The organism is Streptomyces sp. B15 (genome assembly GCF_018070605.1).
GTDB classification, from domain to species: domain Bacteria; phylum Actinomycetota; class Actinomycetes; order Streptomycetales; family Streptomycetaceae; genus Streptomyces; species Streptomyces smyrnaeus.
Window position 1 is genome coordinate 73167 of sequence record NZ_JAGPXJ010000003.1, and the last position, 18845, is coordinate 92011.

At 73.4% G+C, this 18845-nt stretch carries 18 protein-coding genes; 13 read left to right on the plus strand and 5 right to left on the minus strand.

What is annotated here, in order from left to right; translation table 11 throughout:
• Positions 1 to 120: 120 nt before the first annotated feature.
• Entirely contained in the window at positions 121 to 954 is an 834-nt protein-coding gene (locus tag KBY19_RS02870; RefSeq protein ID WP_185017343.1) for a DUF3027 domain-containing protein, read from the minus strand.
• A gap of 359 nt (positions 955 to 1313) precedes the next feature.
• On the opposite strand from KBY19_RS02870, the gene KBY19_RS02875 reads away from it, so the two are divergent.
• The 4 genes from KBY19_RS02875 (at position 1314) to KBY19_RS02890 (ending at position 4989) form a co-directional block, all read left to right on the plus strand.
• Positions 1314 to 2786 (plus strand): MFS transporter, encoded by a 1473-nt coding sequence (locus KBY19_RS02875; RefSeq protein ID WP_307843428.1) that lies wholly within the window; start codon positions 1314 to 1316, stop codon positions 2784 to 2786.
• Between the two features lie 60 nt (positions 2787 to 2846).
• The gene (locus KBY19_RS02880; protein ID WP_247690541.1) at positions 2847 to 3368 is read left to right on the plus strand and encodes a DUF2771 domain-containing protein; all 522 of its coding nucleotides are present in this window, start codon (positions 2847 to 2849) and stop codon (positions 3366 to 3368) included.
• Between the two features lie 71 nt (positions 3369 to 3439).
• A complete protein-coding gene (locus KBY19_RS02885) occupies positions 3440 to 4141 on the plus strand; it encodes a futalosine hydrolase (RefSeq protein WP_210965074.1) in 702 nt (233 codons plus the stop codon).
• Entirely contained in the window at positions 4123 to 4989 is an 867-nt protein-coding gene (locus KBY19_RS02890) for a 1,4-dihydroxy-6-naphthoate synthase (RefSeq protein WP_185017347.1), read from the plus strand. Before KBY19_RS02885 ends, KBY19_RS02890 begins: the two co-directional genes overlap by 19 nt.
• A 106-nt stretch (positions 4990 to 5095) precedes the next feature.
• Here the strand turns inward: KBY19_RS02890 and KBY19_RS37150 are convergent, their stop codons facing one another.
• Complete coding sequence (locus tag KBY19_RS37150; RefSeq protein WP_099882193.1) at positions 5096 to 5479, minus strand: cold-shock protein; 384 nt, start codon at positions 5477 to 5479, stop codon at positions 5096 to 5098.
• Positions 5480 to 5774: 295 nt separating this feature from the next.
• Here KBY19_RS37150 and KBY19_RS02900 point away from each other — a divergent pair, with 295 nt between their 5' ends.
• The gene (locus KBY19_RS02900) at positions 5775 to 6011 is read left to right on the plus strand and encodes a hypothetical protein (protein WP_180289673.1); all 237 of its coding nucleotides are present in this window, start codon (positions 5775 to 5777) and stop codon (positions 6009 to 6011) included.
• A 29-nt stretch (positions 6012 to 6040) separates the two neighbouring features.
• Here KBY19_RS02900 and KBY19_RS02905 read toward each other — a convergent pair whose 3' ends face one another.
• Positions 6041 to 6763, minus strand: a complete 723-nt coding sequence (locus KBY19_RS02905; RefSeq protein WP_282103008.1) for an HAD family hydrolase — start codon at positions 6761 to 6763, stop codon at positions 6041 to 6043.
• A gap of 132 nt (positions 6764 to 6895) precedes the next feature.
• Here KBY19_RS02905 and KBY19_RS02910 point away from each other — a divergent pair, with 132 nt between their 5' ends.
• From KBY19_RS02910 to KBY19_RS02925, 4 genes are all read left to right on the plus strand, one after another.
• The gene (locus KBY19_RS02910) at positions 6896 to 8011 is read left to right on the plus strand and encodes an iron ABC transporter permease (protein WP_210965075.1); all 1116 of its coding nucleotides are present in this window, start codon (positions 6896 to 6898) and stop codon (positions 8009 to 8011) included.
• A gap of 61 nt (positions 8012 to 8072) precedes the next feature.
• Positions 8073 to 9275: an iron chelate uptake ABC transporter family permease subunit gene (locus tag KBY19_RS02915; protein WP_210965076.1), complete on the plus strand. Its 1203-nt coding sequence runs from the start codon at positions 8073 to 8075 to the stop codon at positions 9273 to 9275.
• Positions 9272 to 10192, plus strand: coding sequence for an ABC transporter ATP-binding protein (locus tag KBY19_RS02920; protein WP_099882201.1), 921 nt, complete (start codon positions 9272 to 9274; stop codon positions 10190 to 10192). Before KBY19_RS02915 ends, KBY19_RS02920 begins: the two co-directional genes overlap by 4 nt.
• Positions 10193 to 10204: 12 nt before the next feature.
• The gene (locus KBY19_RS02925; RefSeq protein WP_210965077.1) at positions 10205 to 11167 is read left to right on the plus strand and encodes an ABC transporter substrate-binding protein; all 963 of its coding nucleotides are present in this window, start codon (positions 10205 to 10207) and stop codon (positions 11165 to 11167) included.
• A gap of 55 nt (positions 11168 to 11222) precedes the next feature.
• Here the strand turns inward: KBY19_RS02925 and KBY19_RS02930 are convergent, their stop codons facing one another.
• On the minus strand, positions 11223 to 11807 hold the full coding sequence (locus KBY19_RS02930; RefSeq protein ID WP_099882205.1) for a hypothetical protein: 585 nt from the start codon (positions 11805 to 11807) through the stop codon (positions 11223 to 11225).
• A 266-nt stretch (positions 11808 to 12073) separates the two neighbouring features.
• On the opposite strand from KBY19_RS02930, the gene KBY19_RS02935 reads away from it, so the two are divergent.
• Positions 12074 to 12604: a hypothetical protein gene (locus tag KBY19_RS02935; RefSeq protein ID WP_099882207.1), complete on the plus strand. Its 531-nt coding sequence runs from the start codon at positions 12074 to 12076 to the stop codon at positions 12602 to 12604.
• Positions 12605 to 12631: 27 nt separating this feature from the next.
• On the opposite strand, the gene KBY19_RS02940 is transcribed toward KBY19_RS02935, so the two are convergent.
• The gene (locus KBY19_RS02940) at positions 12632 to 13747 is read right to left on the minus strand and encodes a hypothetical protein (RefSeq protein ID WP_210965078.1); all 1116 of its coding nucleotides are present in this window, start codon (positions 13745 to 13747) and stop codon (positions 12632 to 12634) included.
• Positions 13748 to 13902: 155 nt separating this feature from the next.
• Here KBY19_RS02940 and KBY19_RS02945 point away from each other — a divergent pair, with 155 nt between their 5' ends.
• The 3 genes from KBY19_RS02945 to KBY19_RS02955 all read left to right on the plus strand — a co-directional run bounded on the left by KBY19_RS02945 (position 13903) and on the right by KBY19_RS02955 (position 18833).
• Complete coding sequence (locus tag KBY19_RS02945) at positions 13903 to 16563, plus strand: helicase-associated domain-containing protein (RefSeq protein WP_210965079.1); 2661 nt, start codon at positions 13903 to 13905, stop codon at positions 16561 to 16563.
• Positions 16560 to 17072, plus strand: coding sequence for a DUF3592 domain-containing protein (locus KBY19_RS02950; RefSeq protein WP_210965080.1), 513 nt, complete (start codon positions 16560 to 16562; stop codon positions 17070 to 17072). Before KBY19_RS02945 ends, KBY19_RS02950 begins: the two co-directional genes overlap by 4 nt.
• Positions 17073 to 17177: 105 nt before the next feature.
• Positions 17178 to 18833: a DNA repair helicase XPB gene (locus KBY19_RS02955; protein WP_099882215.1), complete on the plus strand. Its 1656-nt coding sequence runs from the start codon at positions 17178 to 17180 to the stop codon at positions 18831 to 18833.
• Positions 18834 to 18845 lie beyond the last annotated feature (12 nt).

Below are 18845 nucleotides of genomic sequence, written 5' to 3' on the forward strand. Positions count from 1 at the left end.
GCTGTGGCTGGGGGGGCACCCCCTGCTCGAAGAGCTTGGGGGAGCAGTTCCCCGCGCCCCTTACGGGGCGCGACCGTTCCCGCGAAGCTTGCGGGGTACGCAGAATGCGACGGCCGGAGATCAGTCGCCGAAGGGGTCGGCGACCGTCTCATCGATGACGGGCGGCGGAGGCTGCGGAGCACGCGGCATGACGGCGGCCTCCGAGTGGCCGCCGCAGCCGAAGGCGAGGGAGACGACGTGCCCGTCGGCGGGGCTGTACTCGTTGGCGCACACCCCGAACGCCTGCCGCAGCGAACCCGCCAGCGGCACCAGGAAGCCGCAGCTCATACAGCTGGCCGGGGCCGACTGGGCCATCGGCGTCTTGGAGCCGTGCGACTCCTCCCAGCGGTCGGCGGCCGCGTGCAGCCCGTACCGGGAGAGCACCCGTGGCCGGCCCATGCCCAGTTCCTCGGCGACCGCACCGACGGCGGCACGGGAGGGGCCCCGCGCCTCGGGCTGCTCCTCGGCGACCGGCGAGTCGGGCGGCGGCGCGTCCGCACCCGTGTAGCCGGGCTCCAGCCGCAGGTCGTCCGCCTCGGTCGGGAGCAGGTCGCCGGGGCCCAGGTCACCGGGGCGCAGCCGCTCGCTCCAGGGCACCCACTCGGGGGCCAGCAGCGCGTCGGGGCCCGGGACCAGCACGGACTCGTCGACGGTGACGTTCTTGGCACGGGAGGCCCGCGCGACGGTCACCGCCCAGCGCCAGCCCCGGTACCCGGGCTCCTGCGCCTCGAAGTAGTGGGTGACCACCCGGTCCGCATCGGCGTCGGCCACCGCCTCCAGCCACGCGCCGACGGTGCCGGGCACCGCCGCTTCCTCGGCGGCGGCCCGGGCCAGTTCCACGGCCTCGGCACACAGCCGGTCGGGGGCGCGCCGACTCCGCGCGCCACGGCTCGTACTCCGCGTCGCGGCACTCATGCAGCACTCACAAGAATCGTCTCTCCTACGCCGTCGCGCCGTTGTCGGCGTGCGCTGCCCGTACGGCCACGAGTGGAGGGGCGGGGTCGGGGACGGAGCGGGACCGGGTGGCCGCTACGACGTCCGCGCCCGCGCTCAAAGGCCATACGGTGCGCACCGTTCACCCACGCTACCCCACAGGGTCACCCGAGGAATCCGCAGCCAGCCGTCCCCGCCCGCGCGGGTGGGGGGACGGGGACGGCGGCAGGACGGTCGAAGGAAGGTGGAAGAGGGGAACTGAACGGCATGTTTCGGGGCACACTGACGGCGTGCCTGTCGACAAGCCCGGCAACCGCAGGACGCACGGCAAACTCAGCGGCGTGGGACGCGCCGCCGGTGTGCTGCGCCGCCCGCCTGCCGCGCTGGGGCGCCACATCCGGCGGGCCACCCACGCGGAGGGCGCGGGCGAGTCCGGGCTCGGCAAGCTGATCGAACTGCACGCCGTCAACTCGGCGGGCGACATGCTCATCACGGTGGCGCTGGCCTCCACCGTGTTCTTCTCCGTGCCGACCGGCGAGGCGCGTGGCCGCGTCGCGCTGTATCTGGCCGTGACGATGGCGCCGTTCGTGCTCCTCGCGCCGGTGATCGGTCCACTGCTGGACCGCGTCCCGCACGGGCGGCGCGCCGCGATGGCCGCCGCGATGATGGCCCGCGCGCTGCTCGCGCTGACCATGGCGGGCGCCGTGGCGACAGGCGGGCTGGAGCTCTACCCGGCGGCACTGGGCGTGCTGGTCTCGTCCAAGGCGTACGGAGTCGTCCGGTCCGCCGTGGTGCCACGGCTGCTGCCGCCCCGGATCTCCCTGGTCAAGGCCAACTCCCGGGTCACCCTCGCCGGGCTGCTGGCCACCGGTGCCGCCGCCCCCGCCGGGGCGGGTCTGCATCTGCTGGGCGAGCAGTGGCCGCTGTACGGAGCGGTCGCGGTCTTCCTCGTCGGAACGTTCCTGTCCTTCTCCCTGGACCACAAGGTCGACTCCGCCAAGGGTGAGCGTCCGGCGCGGCTGGCCCCGCTGGCGCCGGTGCTGCCCGTACCGGCCCCTTCGACGTCCGAGGCGTCGGAGGCATCCGAGGCGTCGGGGGCGTCCTCGGCGCCTTCGACGTCCCCGGCACCTTCGGAATCCTCGGCGCCCGCTCCGTCGGAGTCCACGGCACGGGGCGAGCAGGAAGGCCCGCGGACCGAGAAGCAGCCGGGCCCCCGTCCCGGGTTGCGTACCGTCGGCGTCTCCGTACTCAGCGCGCTGTTCGCGAACTCCGCGCTGCGTGCCCTCTCCGGCTTCCTGACCTTCTTCCTCGCCTTCCTGCTGCGCGAGCACCCCCTCGACGGGCTGGGGGCCGCCGTCTCGCTGGGGCTGGCCGGTGTCGCGGCGGGCGGCGGCAACGCGCTGGGCACCGCCATCGGCGCCTGGCTGCGGGCCCGCGGTCCGGAGGTGATCATCACCTGTGTGCTGTTCTGCGCGCTCGGCGCGACGATCGCCGCCGCCGCGCTGTACGGCATCGTCACCGTCACTCTCGTCGCCGCCACCGCCGGGATCGTGCAGGCGCTCGGCAAGCTGTCGCTGGACGCGCTCATCCAGCGCGACGTGCCCGAGGAGGTCCGCACCTCGGCCTTCGCCCGTTCCGAGACGCTGATGCAGATGTCCTGGGTGGTCGGTGGCGCGCTCGCCATGGCCCTGCCGCTGATCGGATGGCTGGGGATGGCGGTCGCGGCCTGTGTGGTGGCCGCGGGGGTGCTCACCTCCGTCCGCGGACTGCTGGGCGCGGCCCGCCGCGGCACGCCCGCCCCCCGCGTCGCCTGATGCCCGCGGCACGCCGCACCCCCGCGTCGTACAGCGCTGCGGGCCCGATAGCCTGCCCGCATGAGCAAGCTCGCGCGGCAGGGCCGCATGTCGTCACAGTCGCGGCGGGGCGTGCGCGCCGCCACCGCCCTCGGTGCCGTCTCGCTCGGCCTCGTCGCCCTCTCGGCGTGTGAGCAGCCGAGCCCGATGGTGACCGCGACGGTCGGTGCGGACTCGGTCTCCACCGAAGCTGCCTGCTACAACGACGGGAAGGCCATCCCGCAGGACGAGGTGCGCAAGTGCCTCGCCAAGAAGGCCGAGAAGTCGATCTCCGTCGACACGAGCGAGGAGCTGCGGCTCGGCGTCGACCCGAAGACGGCCGAGGACGGGTGGCTCGTCCTCGTCGACGGCAAGCGCGCGACCCCCGAGCCGCTGGAGAAGACCTACTTCTCCTTCTCTGGCGAGGCCTTCTTCCAGGAGCAGTCGGCCTCCGGCCAGCCCGCGGCACCGAAGAAGAGCGCCCAGGTGACCCTCGTGCAGGTCTCCGACGGCGAGTTCAACGGCATCTGGCACATCAACCTGAAGAACGCCGCGAGCGAGTAGTCCCGTCGTCCCCTGCCCACCCCGGGCCCGGGGCGGGCAAGGCAGGGGCCGACTCCCCGAAGGAGCGCCGCATGTTGGCAACGTACCGACGGGTACTGGTGGTCGCGGCGGTCCCCGCGGAACGCGAGGCCGTCCTCGCCGCCACCGGCGACAGCGCCCCGCACCTCGACGTGATCGCCGGCGGCGTGGGGCCGGCGGCCGCCGCGGCGGCGACCGCCGCGGCCCTGCTGACCGCCGCCCACCGGTCGCGCCCCTACGACCTGGTGGTGGCGACCGGCATCGGCGGTGGTTTCGCCGCGAACGGCATCGAGGTCGGCGACACCGTCGTCGCGGACCGCATCGTCGCCGCCGATCTGGGCGCCGAGACACCGACCGGCTTCGTCTCCGTCGCCGAGCTGGGCTTCGGCACCGCCGAGCACGCCCCGCCGCCCCACCTGGTGCGGGAAGCGGCCGAGACGACCGGCGCCCGCACCGGGCCGGTGCTGAGCGTCTCCACCACCACCGGCTCCCGGGAGCGCGCCGAGCAGCTGCTGGCGCACCATCCGGGCGCGGCGGCGGAAGCGATGGAAGGCTTCGGCGTCGCCCAGGCCGCGGCGGCGCTCGGCGAGGGGCCGCCGGTCCTCGAACTGCGTACCGTCTCCAACGCCGTCGGCCCGAGGGACCGGGCGGCCTGGCGCATCCCGGAGGCGCTGGCGGCTCTCACGGCCGCCTTCGGCAAGCTGGTCCCCCAGCACCACACAGAAGGACTCCCGTCATGGACACGAACGCCATAACAGCGCCGCTGACCATCGCCTACTCGCCCTGCCCCAACGACACGTTCGTCTTCGACGCCTGGGCACACGGACGGGTGCCCGACGCGGCGGCGCCCGAGGTGACGTTCGCGGACATCGATGTCACCAACGGCATGGCCGAACGCGGGGAGCTGGATGTACTGAAGGTGTCGTACGCGGTGCTGCCGTGGGTGCTGGAGGAGTACGCGCTGCTGCCGTGCGGCGGGGCGCTGGGCCGGGGCTGCGGGCCGCTGGTGCTCACCCGGGAGGCGGGCGAGCCGGCGGCGCTGAGCGGCAAGCGGGTGGCGGTGCCGAGCGAACGTTCGACCGCGTATCTGCTCTTCCGGCTGTGGGCCGCGACCGAGGTGCCCGGCGGGGTGGGCGAGATCGTGGTACTGCCCTTCCACGAGATCATGCCCGCCGTACGGGACGGCGCGGTGGACGCGGGACTCGTCATCCACGAGGCCCGGTTCACCTACCAGGAGTACGGGCTGCACAGCCTCGCCGACATGGGTGAGCACTGGGAGGCCACCACAGGGCTGCCGATCCCGCTGGGCGCGATCATCGCGAAGCGGTCGCTGGGAGCGGAGAGGCTGCGCGCGCTGGCCGACACCATCAGCACCTCGGTGCGGATGGCGTGGAAGGACCCGTCCGCCTCGAAGCCGTATGTGCTGGAGCACGCCCAGGAGATGGACCCGGCCGTGGCCGAGCAGCACATCGGCCTGTACGTCAACGAGTTCACCGAGGAGCTGGGCGCCGACGGCTATGCGGCCGTCCGCGGGTTGCTCGGCCGCGCTGCCGACGAGGGGCTGGTGCCGCCCCTCGGGCCGGATGCGCTGGCCTTTCCGTAAGCCTTGCCCTGGGCCACGGCGGGGTCCCGCCGTTGGTTGCCCGGGTGCCCGTGTCTGTTGGCCGTTCGCGCAGTTCCCCGCGCCCCTGACGGGGCGCGGGGCGCTCTCACACGTCCAGTTGGTCGGCGACGGCGCGGAGCATGCCCGCGATCTTGCGGCCGTGCTGCTTGTCGGGGTAGCGGCCCCGCTCCAGGGACTGGGAGACACCGTCCAGCAGCGTCGTCAGGTCCTGCACGATGGAGGCCAGCTCGTCCGGCTTGCGGCGCTGTGCCGCCGCCACGGACGGGGCCGGGTCCAACAGCGTGACGGAGAGCGCCTGGTCACCGCGCTGTCCGGCGACGACGCCGAACTCCACACGCTGGCCGGGCTTGAGCGCGTCCACTCCGTCCGGGAGGACCGACGAGTGTACGAAGACGTCACCGCCGTCGTCGCGGGAGAGAAAGCCGAAGCCCTTCTCGCTGTTGAACCACTTGACCTTGCCGGTAGGCACGTCTGTCCTCGTCCTCGTACTCGTCCGGATGCACCGGGCTACGGCTGCTGGAAACTGGCTGACTCTGCTGCGCCGGGGCGGCCAGGCCCCGAGACTCCCCGAACCCCGACCCCCGATCCCCCGCAATAGCAGTCGGGCGGGCCGCATGACCCGCCACCACCAAGGTTAATGGCCCGGGGCGCCGTGGCAAGGTGCCACCGAGAGCGGGTGCCCTCAGTGGTTCCCGGCCGGACGGTCTCCGGGCGGCCCGAGTGCCCGCTGCCGGAGCACTCGATCCCGGATCTACCCTGTGTGGGTGAACACTGAAACTCCGTCCGCCGGTGATCTTCTCGTGCGTATCGGCGGGATCGTCTTTCTGATCGGCGCGGTGGCCACACTCGTCACGGTCGCGCCGCTGTTCCTGGGCACCGAGCCGTTCCCGGCCCCCGCGTACTTCGTCTGCATGCTGATGGGCGCCGGGTTCCTGCTGGCGGGCGCGGGCGTCGTGCGCACAGCGGTGGCGCAGCGGCGGCAGGCGGCACGGGAAGTCTGAGGCCGCCCGGGGGGCGGCCCGACAAGCCGCTAGTCCCCCGCGAACGCGGCGAACCAGCCCGGGAAGGCCGTCAGATCCGGCAGCACCACATCGGCCCCCGCCTCGGTCAGCTCGCTCTCGTCGCAGGGGCCGGTGGCGACCGCCACGGAGCGGGCGCCGGCCATCCGCGCACCCCGCACATCGCCCACGTGGTCACCCACGTAGACGGCGGCACCGTGCGCGGTCAGCGCCTCCGCCTTGCCCTCCGCCCACAGCTCGCCGACCAGTACGTCGGGGGTGAGCCCGAGGTGGTCCAGGTGCAGTTCGGCGCTCGGTCCGTGCTTGGCGGTGACCACCAGCGTGCGCCCTCCCGCCGCCCGTACCGCCTCCAGCGCCTCCCGGGCGCCCGGCAGCGCGGTCGTCGGTTCGATGGCGTGGTCCGGGTAGAGGGCGCGGTAGCGCTCGGCCATCGCGGGGATCTCCTCCTCGGGGAACCAGTACGCCATCTCCTGGACGAGCGGCGGGCCGAGCCGGGTCACGATCAGGTCCGCGTCGATGGCCACGCCTGTCTCCGCCGCCAGCCGCCGCCAGGTGGCGTGGATACCGGGGCGGGAGTCGATCAGCGTCATGTCGAGGTCGAACCCGACCGTGGGGCCGGGCGGACTTCCCCCGACTCCGTCCGGGTGGGGGTGCCCCCGGCCGGAGGCTGGGGGAGTACCCCCGGACGCCGATGCCGAGTCGGGGGACGGAGCGTGCGAAACCATGCCGATCATTGTGCCTTGCCCTACGCCTTACACTGTGGTCTGCCTCAATACTTAGGTCTGCCTAACTTGACTGCCTGACCTGGCCCACCAGGTCCGGTTGCCGGTGTCGGCCGACCACACCGATCCGTGAGGAAGGGACCGATGCCTGCCGCCCCCGCACCCCGCTCCACGCCCGCCGGGGCCTCGGCCGCAGTACCGGCCGAGGCCGTGGCCGCGGCCGGCAGCGGCAGCCCTTCCGCGCCGGGGCGCTCCCGCCGGACCGTCGCGCTCTGGGGAAGACTCGGGTGGCTGCTGGCGGGCGCTGCCGCACTGGCGCTGGCGGCGCTGCTGAGCCTCGCCCTGGGCAGTCGCCCCATCCCGCCCTCTGCGGTGTGGGACGCGCTGCTGCACGGTGGCCACAGCAACGCCGCCGAAGTCGTCCGCACCCTCCGGGTGCCCCGCACCGTGGTCGGCATCATGGTCGGCACCGCGCTCGGCCTCGCGGGCACCGTCCTGCAGGGCCTCACCCGCAACCCCATCGCCGAGCCCGGCATCCTGGGCATCAGCCAGGGCGCCGCCGCCGGCGTCGTGGGGGCCATCGCCTTCGCCGGAGTGCACACGCTGAGCGGCTATGTGTGGTTCGGCTTCGTGGGCGCCGGGATCGCGGCGGTCGCCGTCTACGCGGTCGCCGCCAAGGGACGCGGCGGAGCGACACCCGTGAAGCTGGCGCTGTCCGGCGCGGCCGTCAACGCCCTGCTCGTCGCCCTCGTCTCCGGCGTCCTGACCACCCGTGCCGCCGCGCTGGACGAGTTCCGGTTCTGGCAGGTCGGTTCGCTCTCGGACCGGGACGCGACCATCGCCGGGCAGGTGTGGCCGTTCCTGGTGGTGGGCACGCTGCTGGTGCTCTCGGTCGCGCGCGGACTGGACGCGCTCGCACTGGGCGAGGACATGGCGCGCGGGCTCGGCCAGCGGGTCGCCGCCGTACGGATCGTCGGCGGGCTCGGTGCCACCGTGCTGACGGGCGCCGGGGTCGCGGCGGCCGGGCCGATCGCCTTCGTCGGGCTCGCCGTTCCCCATATGGCACGCGCCCTGGTGGGGGCGGGTCACCGCTGGCTGCTGCCCATGGCGGCCCTGCTGGGCCCCGTCGTCCTGCTGGTGTCCGACGTGGCGGGACGGTTGGTGATGCGGCCCGGCGAGGTCCCGGCGGGTGTGATGACCGCGCTGGTCGGGGCGCCGTTCCTGGTGATCCTGGTGCGGCGCAGGGCGGTTGCCGCATGAGCGCCGCCAAGTGCCGCACGACCCGTACGACGACTGCCGCGCCGTCAACAGGGGTGTGGATATGACCGCCCTTTCCCCCCGCACCGACCCGTCCGGCGGCCCGGTGCCGCCCGCCCGCCCGGCCGGATACGGCCTCGTACGGGCCCGCGGCACCTCGTGGCTGCTGCACCGGCGGGCCGGCGTCGTCGCGGGCGCCCTCGCCGTCGCGCTCTTCGCCGCCGTCGTCGCCAACCTCACCCTCGGGGAGACCACCGTCCCGGTGACCGAGGTCGTCAAGGTGCTGTTCGGCCGGCCGTCCCCCGACGAACTGGTCGTCGGCACCCTGCGCATGCCGCGCCTGGCCGTCGGGCTGCTGGCGGGGGCGGCCTTCGGCGTCGCGGGCGCGCTCATCCAGACCGTGGCCCGCAACCCGCTCGCCAGTCCGGAGATCATCGGCGTCACGCACGGGGCCTCCGCGCTGACCGTCGGAGCGATGACGTTCGGCATCACCTCCTACGCGACGCTTCCCTACCTTTCCACCGCCGGTGGCCTGGCCGCCGCCGCACTCGTCTATGTGTTCGCCTGGCGCGGTCCGGGCTCGGCCGGCTCCCGGCCGGGAGCCGGGCCCACCCGCTTCATCCTCATCGGCATCGGCATCTCGGTGGCGCTGCGCTCGCTCACCCAGCTGTTCCTCACCAAGGGCGACTACCTGGTGGCGCAGCAGGCGAAGGTGTGGATGACCGGCTCGCTCAACGGCCGCGGCTGGGACCAGGCCACGCCGCTGGGCATGGCGCTGCTGCTCATGCTGCCGTGCGTGATGTGGTCGGCGCGCGCCATGCGCACCGTGACGCTGGACGACGACACGGCGACGGGGCTGGGCGTACGGCTGGCCCGCAACCGGCTGGTGCTCGTGGTCACCGGCGTCGTCCTGGCCTCCGTGGCGACGGGCGCGGCCGGGCCCATCGACTTCGTGGCGCTGCTGGCGCCGCAGATCGCTCGCCGGCTGACCCGTACGGCGCAGATTCCGCTGCTGTCCTCCGCGCTGCTGGGCGCCTTCGTGGTCACCCTCGGGGACCTGCTGGCCCGCAAGTTGTTCGCGCCGACGGAGCTGCCGGTCGGGGTGCTGACGGCGGCCGTGGGTGCGCCGTATCTGATCTGGCTGCTCGTCCGTACCAGCGGCCGCACGCGCGGCAGCCGCACGCGCCTCGGTGTCCGGACGAACCGGTCGAAGAAGAACAGCACGCAAGAGCCGACCACTCACAGGCCGAAGGGGGCCGCGCAATGAGCACTTCCGCCACTGGCCGGCTGGCGGCGCGCGGGCTGACGCTCGCCTACGAGGACCGCACTGTCGTCGCCGAACTGGACCTGGAGGTACCCGACGGCGAAGTCACCGTCGTGGTCGGGCCGAACGCGTGCGGCAAGTCGACGACGCTGCGCGCGCTCGGCCGACTGCTGCGCCCACGCGCCGGAGCGGTGCTGCTGGACGGCGAGGATCTGGCGCACATCCCGACGCGCACCATCGCGCAGTCCCTCGGGCTGCTGCCGCAGTCCCCGGTGGCGCCCGAGGCGATCACCGTCTCGGACCTCGTCGCACGCGGACGGCAGCCGCACCAGCGCTGGTGGCAGCAATGGTCGCAGGAGGACGAGCGAGCCGTCACCGAGGCGATGGAACGCACGGACGTCACGGCCCTGTCGGAGCGTCCGGTGGACGAGCTGTCGGGCGGCCAGCGCCAGCGGGTGTGGCTCGCGATGGCGCTCGCGCAGCAGACGGATCTGCTGCTGCTGGACGAGCCGACGACATACCTGGACATCGCGCACCAGGTGGAGGTCCTGGACCTGGTGCGGCAGTTGGCCGCGCCCACGGCCGAGGGCACACGGGGCCGCACTGTCGTGATGGTGCTGCACGACCTCAACCAGGCGGCGCGGTACGCCGACCACCTCGTCGCCATGAAGGACGGCCGCGTCGTCGCCCGGGGCCGGCCCGACCAGATCGTCGACGCGGCGCTCGTCAGGGAGGTGTTCGGGCTGGAGGCCGTCGTCGTGCCCTGCCCCGTCACCGGCGACCCGCTCGTCGTCCCCGGCGCCCCGTGGCAGCCGCAGTCGCCGCCGCAGTCCTCCTCGCAGCCGCAGACCCCCGCACAGCAGCGAGCCGACCCCGCGAGCCCCGCGCAAGGCACGTTCGAACCCTCGACAAGAAAGTAGGAGGACCCTCTCGTGAAGGTCACCTCGACCGCGGTGGGCACGGCACTCGCCGTCGCCTCCGCTCTCACGCTCACCGGCTGCGGCTCCGACTCGGATGCGGACAAGGGCGCCAAGGGCGGTACGCACACCGTGCAGACCGCCAATGGGCCGGTGAAGGTGCCCGACGACCCCAAGCGCGTCGTCGTCCTGGACACCGCCGAGCTGGACTCCGCGATCACACTGGGCGTCAAGCCGGTCGGCGCCACCACGGCGCAGCCCGGCAAGCCCTTCCTCGACTATCTGCCCGAGGACAAGGTGAAGGGCGTCAAGAACGTCGGCGTCATCGCCCAGCCCAACATGGAGAAGATCGTCTCCCTCAAGCCGGATCTGATCCTCACCAACAAGGAGCGCGGCGCCAGCCGTTACGACGAGCTGTCGAAGATCGCGCCGACCGTGATGACGAAGACGACCGGATACCCCTGGAAGGAGAACTTCCAGGTGCACGCGGCGGCGCTCGGCAAGAAGGCCGAGGCGAAGAAGGTGCTGGCCGACTACGCGGCCCACACCAAGAAGGTCACCAAGGCGCTCGGCGGCAGGAAGAAGGCCGCCGGTATCGAGGCCGGCGTCATCCGCTTCCAGGAGGGCGCCGACACCCGCATCTACGGCGAGAAGGCGTACATCGCCACCATCCTCAAGGACGTCGGCCTCTCCCGCCCGCCGGTCGCGGCGCAGGCCAAGGACTACGGCGGCCTCGCCATGGACGTCAGCCCCGAGCAGGTCGACAAGGGCGACGCCGACGTCGTCTTCTACACCTCCTACGGCGACCCGAAGAAGTCGGGCGAGGCCAAGTCCGTCAAGAGCCCGCTGTGGAAGAACATGCGCGCCGTCAAGGCGGACCGCGCCTTCCATGTGAAGGACGAGCTGTGGATCCAGGGCATCGGCTACACGGCGGCCGACAAGATCCTGGACGAGCTGGAGGCGGACCTGACCAAGTAGGGCCGCCCGGCTGTCCCCAGGGGGCCCGGTCCCGCAACGGCCCCCTGGGGACGGCTCACGACGCCGGGGACTTGCTGGCGGTGGTGACCTGGCAGGAGTAGACCAGCCGCTGGTTGGTGGAGTGCGAGACGTCCACCGTGACCGAACGGGAGCCGCCGGGGCTGACCGTCACCGTCTTGAAGCGGCTGCCGATGGTCCGGGTCGCGATCGAGGAGCTGGGCGAGGAGCCGATCTTGAACGAGACGGTGAAGTTGTAGCGGAACGCCTGGTCGTTGGAGGAGTTCTGGATCTCCACGTCGTAGCTGATCCGGCCCAGCGAGCGGCTGTAGCGGCAGCGCTCGCCGTCGACCTCGCCGATCGCGCTCGGGTTGTACGTGGGCGGCGAGGAGGGGGTCGGCACACCGCTGCTGCCGCCGCTGGACAGACCGCCCGAGCTGGTACCGCCGTTGGAGCTGCCGCCGGAGCTGAGCCCGGGCACATCGGTGGACCCCGGTGAGGGGACCGAGGGCGCCGAGGGCAGGTCACCGACGTCCCCCAGGCCGCCGAACGCCTTGTCCTTCGGATCGTCGGCGCAGCCCGAGAGGCCGGCCGTGGTGGCGAGGACGAGACCCGCGGCCCCGATGGCGCGACGTATACGCATGTGATCCCCCGTTGTGCGTGAGCGCTTCTACTGGAAAGCTTGTAAAGCTTGTACTGGAATGCCGTGCTGATGTCACCACAGTTGCCGGGTCATGACAGATTCGAAGCACTGAACCGGCAGAGTAACCGATACGGAACGTCCGCGGTCCAGGCACCCGCGACCTCTTCCACACCTGCGCCCCTTGGGTATTTTGGGCGCTCAGACTCGGCAGATGCTTCATATACGGGGGAACGATGAGCCAGCCTTGGCCGCCACAGCAGCAGCCCATGCAGCCGATGCAGCCCGCACCGCCCATGCAGCCGATGCAGCCCATGCAGCCCGGCTATCCGTACGGGCCCGGCCTTCCGCCGCAGCGCCAGGGCAGCGGAGTGAAGGCTTTCCTGTTCGCGTGGCTCATCTCGGGCGTCGCCGCGTCGGTGTTCGCCGGACTGCTCGTCGCCAGCTACGAGGACCTGTCGAAGGTCGGACTGCGCATCATGTACGTGGTGTTCGCGCTCGTACTCGCCGTGGCCGTGGGCGCCATGGCGGGCAAGGTGGGCGGGCCCAACCCCGGCGCGTACGTCGTCCCCAGCCTGTTCGTGATGGCCGCGGTCTTCTTCGGCGTCACCAACGGCTTCGTGTTCGTCCTGCTCGACGCCGGCGGCAGCGATGTCTTCGAAGCGATGATCGAGGACGACCCGGGGGCTCCCGCCGAGTTCTGGTGGAAGGGGCTCAAGGGCGGCATCGCGCTTCTCGGCCTCGCCATCGGTGGCGGCGGCACCTTCGGGATGGCCAGCATCGTCGGCAAGCGCCGCTGAGGGGCCTCGGCCCTCCTCGGCGAGGGCTCAGCCTCCGGCCGACCGCCTGGCGCGCCAGACCAGATAGAGGGCGCTGGCGACGGCGGCCAGCCGCAGGACGACCGGGAAAGCGTCGCTCATCGCCTCGCGCAGGGCCTCGCTGCCCTCGGCGAGCGGGGCGCCCCACCGGCCGTCCGCCCGGCCCCACAGCCAGACCGCCGTACCGGCGACGACCACGCCCGGCATCCCCGCAGCCGCCCACTTGCCCTCGTTCCGGCTCAGCTTCGGCGACCACCAGGCCGCCAGCCAGCCCAGCGCCAGCGGGATGAGCGAGCCGATGACGGCGCCCGCCACCAGCAGCAGCACCGCGGCCCACTCGACCACACCGCCCCGCCCGCCGCCTCCCCCGCCGTTGCCGCGCAGCTTGCGCCCCAGCAGCAGCGCCGCGCCGAGACCGGGCGTGGTCCCCCCGGCCGCGGGGGTCGCCGGAGCCGAAGGGGCCTGCCCGGGTGGCTGCGGCGCGGCGGGGGCGGCGGGGGCCGTGCCAGGTGCGGTGGGGGCCTCGGGACGGTCGTCGGTGGGCGGCGGCTTGAGGACTTCCGGCAGCTCGATACCGCCGACGAAGCCCGGCAGCGGCTCCCCGGCCGCCACGGCGTTGCTGCCGCCGGTGCCGGTGCCGAACGGGCCGGGATCCACGCGCCACCAGTCCGGGTCGGTGTCCTCGTCCCCCAACTCGTCGAGGCTCGCGAGATGCGGCGAGGAGGCGCCGAAGGCGGCGGTCGGGGCCCCGTTCCCGGTGCGCTGGGCGGGCAGCGTCGGAACCGAGGGCTCCGCCTCGGAGCGTCGCGAGCCGCGGGTGTCCCGCTCAGCGGCCGTGCTGTCCGCCGCCCGGGCCTGCTCGGAGGGCACCGGCGCCGCGGAACGCGGACCGTGCCCACCGTTGGCGGAGGCCACCACGTCCTCGGGCCGGCCGAGCCGGTCCAGGATCTTGCGCACGGCCGCCTTGGTGACCGCACCGCCCTCCGCGGCCCGCGCCCGGTCGATCTCCCCGCGCAGGCCACCGACGAGCCGGGCCCGTTCGGCCGCGCTCATCCGCGTACTGTGCGCCAGGTCCCCGACCCGGCTCAGATAGTCGAAGACAAGCTGATCGCTCTCGATCCCCACCAAGTCCCCGCAGCCCGCTAGCCCTTCATGCCCTCCGCGAAGACCGTACCGCGCCGACCCGCCCGAGAGGGAGTAACGACCGACAGACGGGTCCCGAAGGAGCGCGGCCCTCATGGGAGCAGGTGGCGCGGCCGGGGACCGCTACCGTTGGGAGGATGAGCAGTGAGCAGAACGGGGGCTCTCCCTCTCAGCCGGACGCATCGCCCCGCACGCTCGCGGAGGACCTCCGCGCCCGGGACGACAGCGCGCTGGCCGCGCTGCTGCGTGCCCGCCCCGATCTCCTCTCCCCCGTGCCGGGCGACCTCACCCAGCTCGCCACCCGCGCCGGTACCCGCGCCTCGGTGGTACGGGCCCTGGAACAGCTCGACCAGTTCACGCTGCAGGCGGCGGAGGCACTGGCGGTGGCACCCACCGCCCCGCCCCCGTCCGGGGCCGGACGACCCCGGCAGGGCACCGCGGCCGTCCGGGAGGCTCTCGCGGAACTGCTCCCCGGCGAGGAGGCCGCCGAGCGGCTGCCGCAGGCGCTCGCCGAGCTGCGCGCGCGAGCCCTCGTCTGGGGCCCGGCGGAGCACCCGCGGCTCGTGCGAACGGCGCGGGAACTGCTCACCTCGCCCTCTCCCACCGGTCTGGGCCCCACCCTGGCGGAGGCGGTGGCGGCGGCCGGGCCCGCCAAACCCTCGCCCTCCCGGCTGCAGGAGATGCTGGCCCGCGTCGGCCTGCCCGGCACCCACGACCCGGTCAGCGCGCTGTCCGCGCTGACCGCTCTGTTCAACGATTCCGAGAGGACGGCGGCACTGCTCGCCGAAGCGCCGGAGGGTGCCGAGGCCGTGCTGCGGAAGCTGGAGTGGGGGCCGCCCTACGGCGCCGTCGACCTGGAGGCGCCCTCGCCGCCGGTCGCCTGGCTGCTGGACCGCGCGCTGCTGGTGCCCACGGGCGCCGAGCCGGGCGGCGGGCAGAGCGCGCCCGGCAGTGTCGTACTGCCCCGGGAGGTGGCTTTGCAGCTGCGCGGCGGCCGGGCGCACCGCGTGCTGGAGCCGACCGCACCGCCCGTCGCCGTGGCGCGCACGTACCAGGCCGCGACGGTGGACGCGACGGCGGCCGGGCAGGCGATGACGGCGGTGGCGACCGTGGAGGAACTGCTGGGGCGCTGGGAGGTGGAGCCTCCGCCGGTGCTGCGGGCGGGCGGGCTGGGCGTACGCGACCTCAAGCGGACCGCCGGCGCCCTCGACCTGCCCGAGCCCGCCGCCGCCTTCTGGATCGAACTCGCCTACGCGGCGGGCCTGGTGGCCTCCGACGGCGAGGTCGACGAGGCGTACGCGCCGACCCCCGCGTACGACGAGTGGCTGCGCGCCACCCCCGCCGAACGGTGGGCGACGCTCGTCGTGGCCTGGTACCGGGCGACCCGCACGGCCGGACTGGTGGGCGAAGGGCATCCCGCGCCGGAGCGGGGCCGGGAGTGGGGCAAGGACGCACGGGGGCGCGTGCCGGCCCCGCTGGGGCCCGGACTCGACCGGAGCCCGGCCCCCGAGGTGCGGCAGCGCGCACTGCGGCTGCTCGCCGAGCCGGCGCCCGGCTCCGCGCCCGACCGCGACGCGCTGCGCGAACGGCTGCGCTGGGAGCGCCCGTTGCTCGGCAACCGGGCGGCGGCACGCACCGCCGAGCAGGGGGCGGCCGACGGGGGCCAGGAGTTGCGGACCCGGCTGCTGGACTGGGCGCTGGACGAGGCGGAGACGCTGGGAGTCACGGGCAGGGGCGCCCTCGCGTCCTATGTGCGCCCCCTCGTGGACGCGGGGGCCGGGGAGCCCCACGGGCCCCGCGCCTCCCAGGAGACCGACGCCACCCGCGCCGCCGTCGCCCAGGCCCTCGCCCCGCACCTTCCCGAACCCCTCTCCGAGGTGCTGCTCCAGGCGGACCTCACCGCCGTCGCCCCCGGGCCGCTGGAGCGCGACCTGGCCGCCTTCCTGGGGGTACTGGCCGACGTCGAGTCCAAGGGCGGCGCGACCGTCTACCGCTTCACGCCCGAGTCCGTACGCCGCGCCCTGGACACCGGCCGCACCGCAGCCGACCTGCACGCCTTCCTCGACGCGCACTCCAGCACACCGGTGCCGCAGCCGCTGACCTATCTGATCGACGATGTGGCACGCAGGCACGGACAGCTGCGGGTGGGCGCCGCCTCCTCGTACGTACGCTGCGACGACGACGCCCTGCTCGCCGAGATCCTCGCCGACCGCCGCTCGGCGCCGCTGCGGCTGCGCAAGCTGGCCCCCACGGTCCTGGCCTCCCCCGCCCCGCCGGACCAGTTGCTGGCCCGGCTGCGGGAGATGGGGTACGCGCCGGCGGCCGAGTCCGCCGAGGGCGATGTGCTGCTGGCACGCGCCGCCGCACACCGCACCCCGCCGCGTACGGCACCGGAACCGGTGCCCGAGGGCCCGCCCGCGCCGGACACCGCGCTGCTGACCGCCGCCGTCCGCGCCATCCGCGCCGGCGACCACGCCGCCACTCTCCCGCTCTCGGCCGGGCCCGACCGCCAGGCACCCTGGGCCGACAAGCGCAAGGCGCCGTCGGCTCCGCCGCCGGAGGGAGGACTCCCGCGCACCGTGATGGCCGAGACCCTCGCCACGATGCAGTCCGCCACCCTCTCCGGCACCGCGGTGTGGATCGGGTACGTCAACGCCGACGGCGCCGCCTCCCAACGGGTGATCGCCCCGGTCAAGGTCGAGGGCGGTTTCGTCACGGCCTACGACCACACCGCCGACGAGGTCCGCACCTACCCGCTGCACCGGATCACGGGCGCGGCCGAGGTGACGGAGGCGTGACCGGGGCCGCAGCCGGGTCCCGTGGGCGGCGGGCCAGGCCGGGGACACCGAAGGGGCTGTGGGGTTTCACGGCCGGCACGGCGGCGTTCGCCGTCTTCGGCGCCGTCCTGCTCGTGGAAGCGGCACTGTTCGCCGACCGCGCCGAGCGGGCCGAGGCGACCGTGGCCGGGATAGGCGAGAAGAAGACCTGCGTGCGCAACGCGGGCAAGAGCAGCAGCGAGAAGTACACCTGCTACCCGGTCGACTACCGCTTCACCACCCGCGAGGGCCGCACTGTCGAGTTCACCGAGCGACGCGGCGAGGACAAGCTGCCCGACGTCGGCGACCGTGCCCCTGTCCGCTACGACCCCGGCCGCCCGGCCGCCGACGTCCGCTTCGAGACCGGCTTCCTCAGCCGCTACGGCTACCCGGCCGCCGCCTTGGCCGCCGGTCTCGCCGGGGCCTGCACGGGCGTCGTCCTGCTGCGCCGCTACCGGAAGGCGGAAACCACGCGGCCAACCCCCTCCTGATTAGGAGCACGGCGTTCACCCCGTCGAACGGCTCGCCCGCCGGGCCCTCCGGTGCGGCACACTGGACGTTCGGTCCCCTGAACCCGAACGTCGAAAGGGTGACGCGTGAACGGTGGCCCCCTGATCGTGCAGAGCGACAAGACGCTGCTGCTCGAAGTCGATCACGAGCTCGCAGAGGCGTGCCGGAGGGCCATCGCGCCGTTCGCGGAGCTGGAGCGGGCTCCGGAGCACATGCACACCTACCGGGTGACACCGCTGGGGCTGTGGAACGCGCGGGCCGCCGGGCACGACGCGGAGCAGGTGGTGGACGCACTGGTGGAGTACGCGCGGTATCCGGTGCCGCACGCGCTGCTCGTGGACATCGCCGAGACGATGGCGCGTTACGGACGGCTCGCGCTCAGCAAGCACCCCACACACGGGCTGGTGCTGGAGAGCAGCGACCGGCCGGTGCTGGAGGAGATCCTGCGGTCGAAGAAGATCCAGCCCCTGGTGGGCGAGCGGATCGACCCGGACACCGTGGCCGTGCACCCCTCCGAGCGCGGCCAGATCAAGCAGGCGCTGCTGAAGCTGGGCTGGCCGGCCGAGGACCTGGCCGGGTACGTGGACGGCGAGGCGCACCGCATCGCGCTGGAGGAGGACGGCTGGGCGCTGCGGCCGTACCAGCAGCAGGCCGTCGAGGGCTTCTGGCACGGCGGCTCCGGTGTCGTCGTCCTGCCGTGCGGCGCCGGTAAGACGCTGGTGGGCGCCGGCGCGATGGCCAAGGCACAGGCCACCACGCTGATCCTGGTCACCAACACCGTCTCGGCCCGCCAGTGGAAGCACGAGCTGGTGCGCCGCACCTCGCTGACCGAGGAGGAGATCGGCGAGTACAGCGGGACGAAGAAGGAGATCCGCCCCGTCACCATCGCCACCTACCAGGTGATCACCACGAAGCGGAAGGGCGTCTACCCGCACCTGGAGCTGTTCGACTCCCGTGACTGGGGTCTGATCCTCTACGACGAGGTGCATCTGCTGCCCGCACCGGTCTTCAAGTTCACCGCCGACCTCCAGGCCCGCCGCCGCCTAGGGCTGACGGCGACGCTGGTGCGCGAGGACGGGCGGGAGTCCGACGTGTTCTCGCTCATCGGCCCCAAGCGGTTCGACGCGCCCTGGAAGGAGATCGAGAACCAGGGCTACATCGCGCCGGCGGACTGCGTCGAGGTGCGCGTCAGCCTCACCGACTCCGAGCGGCTGGCCTATGCGACGGCCGAACCGGAGGAGAAGTACCGCTTCTGTGCCACCACCGACAGCAAACGGCGCGTGACCGAGGCGCTGGTGCGCCGGCACGCGGGTGAGCAGACGCTGGTCATCGGCCAGTACATCGACCAGCTCGACGAGCTGGGCGAGCACATCGGCGCTCCGGTGATCAAGGGCGACACCAGCAACGCGCAGCGCGAGAAGCTCTTCGACGCCTTCCGCGCGGGTGAGCTGAGCTGTCTGGTCGTCTCCAAGGTGGCCAACTTCTCCATCGACCTGCCCGAGGCGACGGTGGCGATACAGGTGTCGGGAACCTTCGGTTCCCGGCAGGAGGAGGCCCAGCGGCTGGGCCGGGTGCTGCGGCCCAAGGCCGACGGCCATGAGGCCCGGTTCTACTCCGTCGTCGCCCGCGACACGATCGACCAGGACTTCGCGGCCCACCGTCAGCGGTTTCTCGCCGAGCAGGGGTACGCGTACCGGATCGTGGACTCGGTCGATCTGCTGGGGGAGCCCGACGAGGTGTAGTGCGCCCCGTCA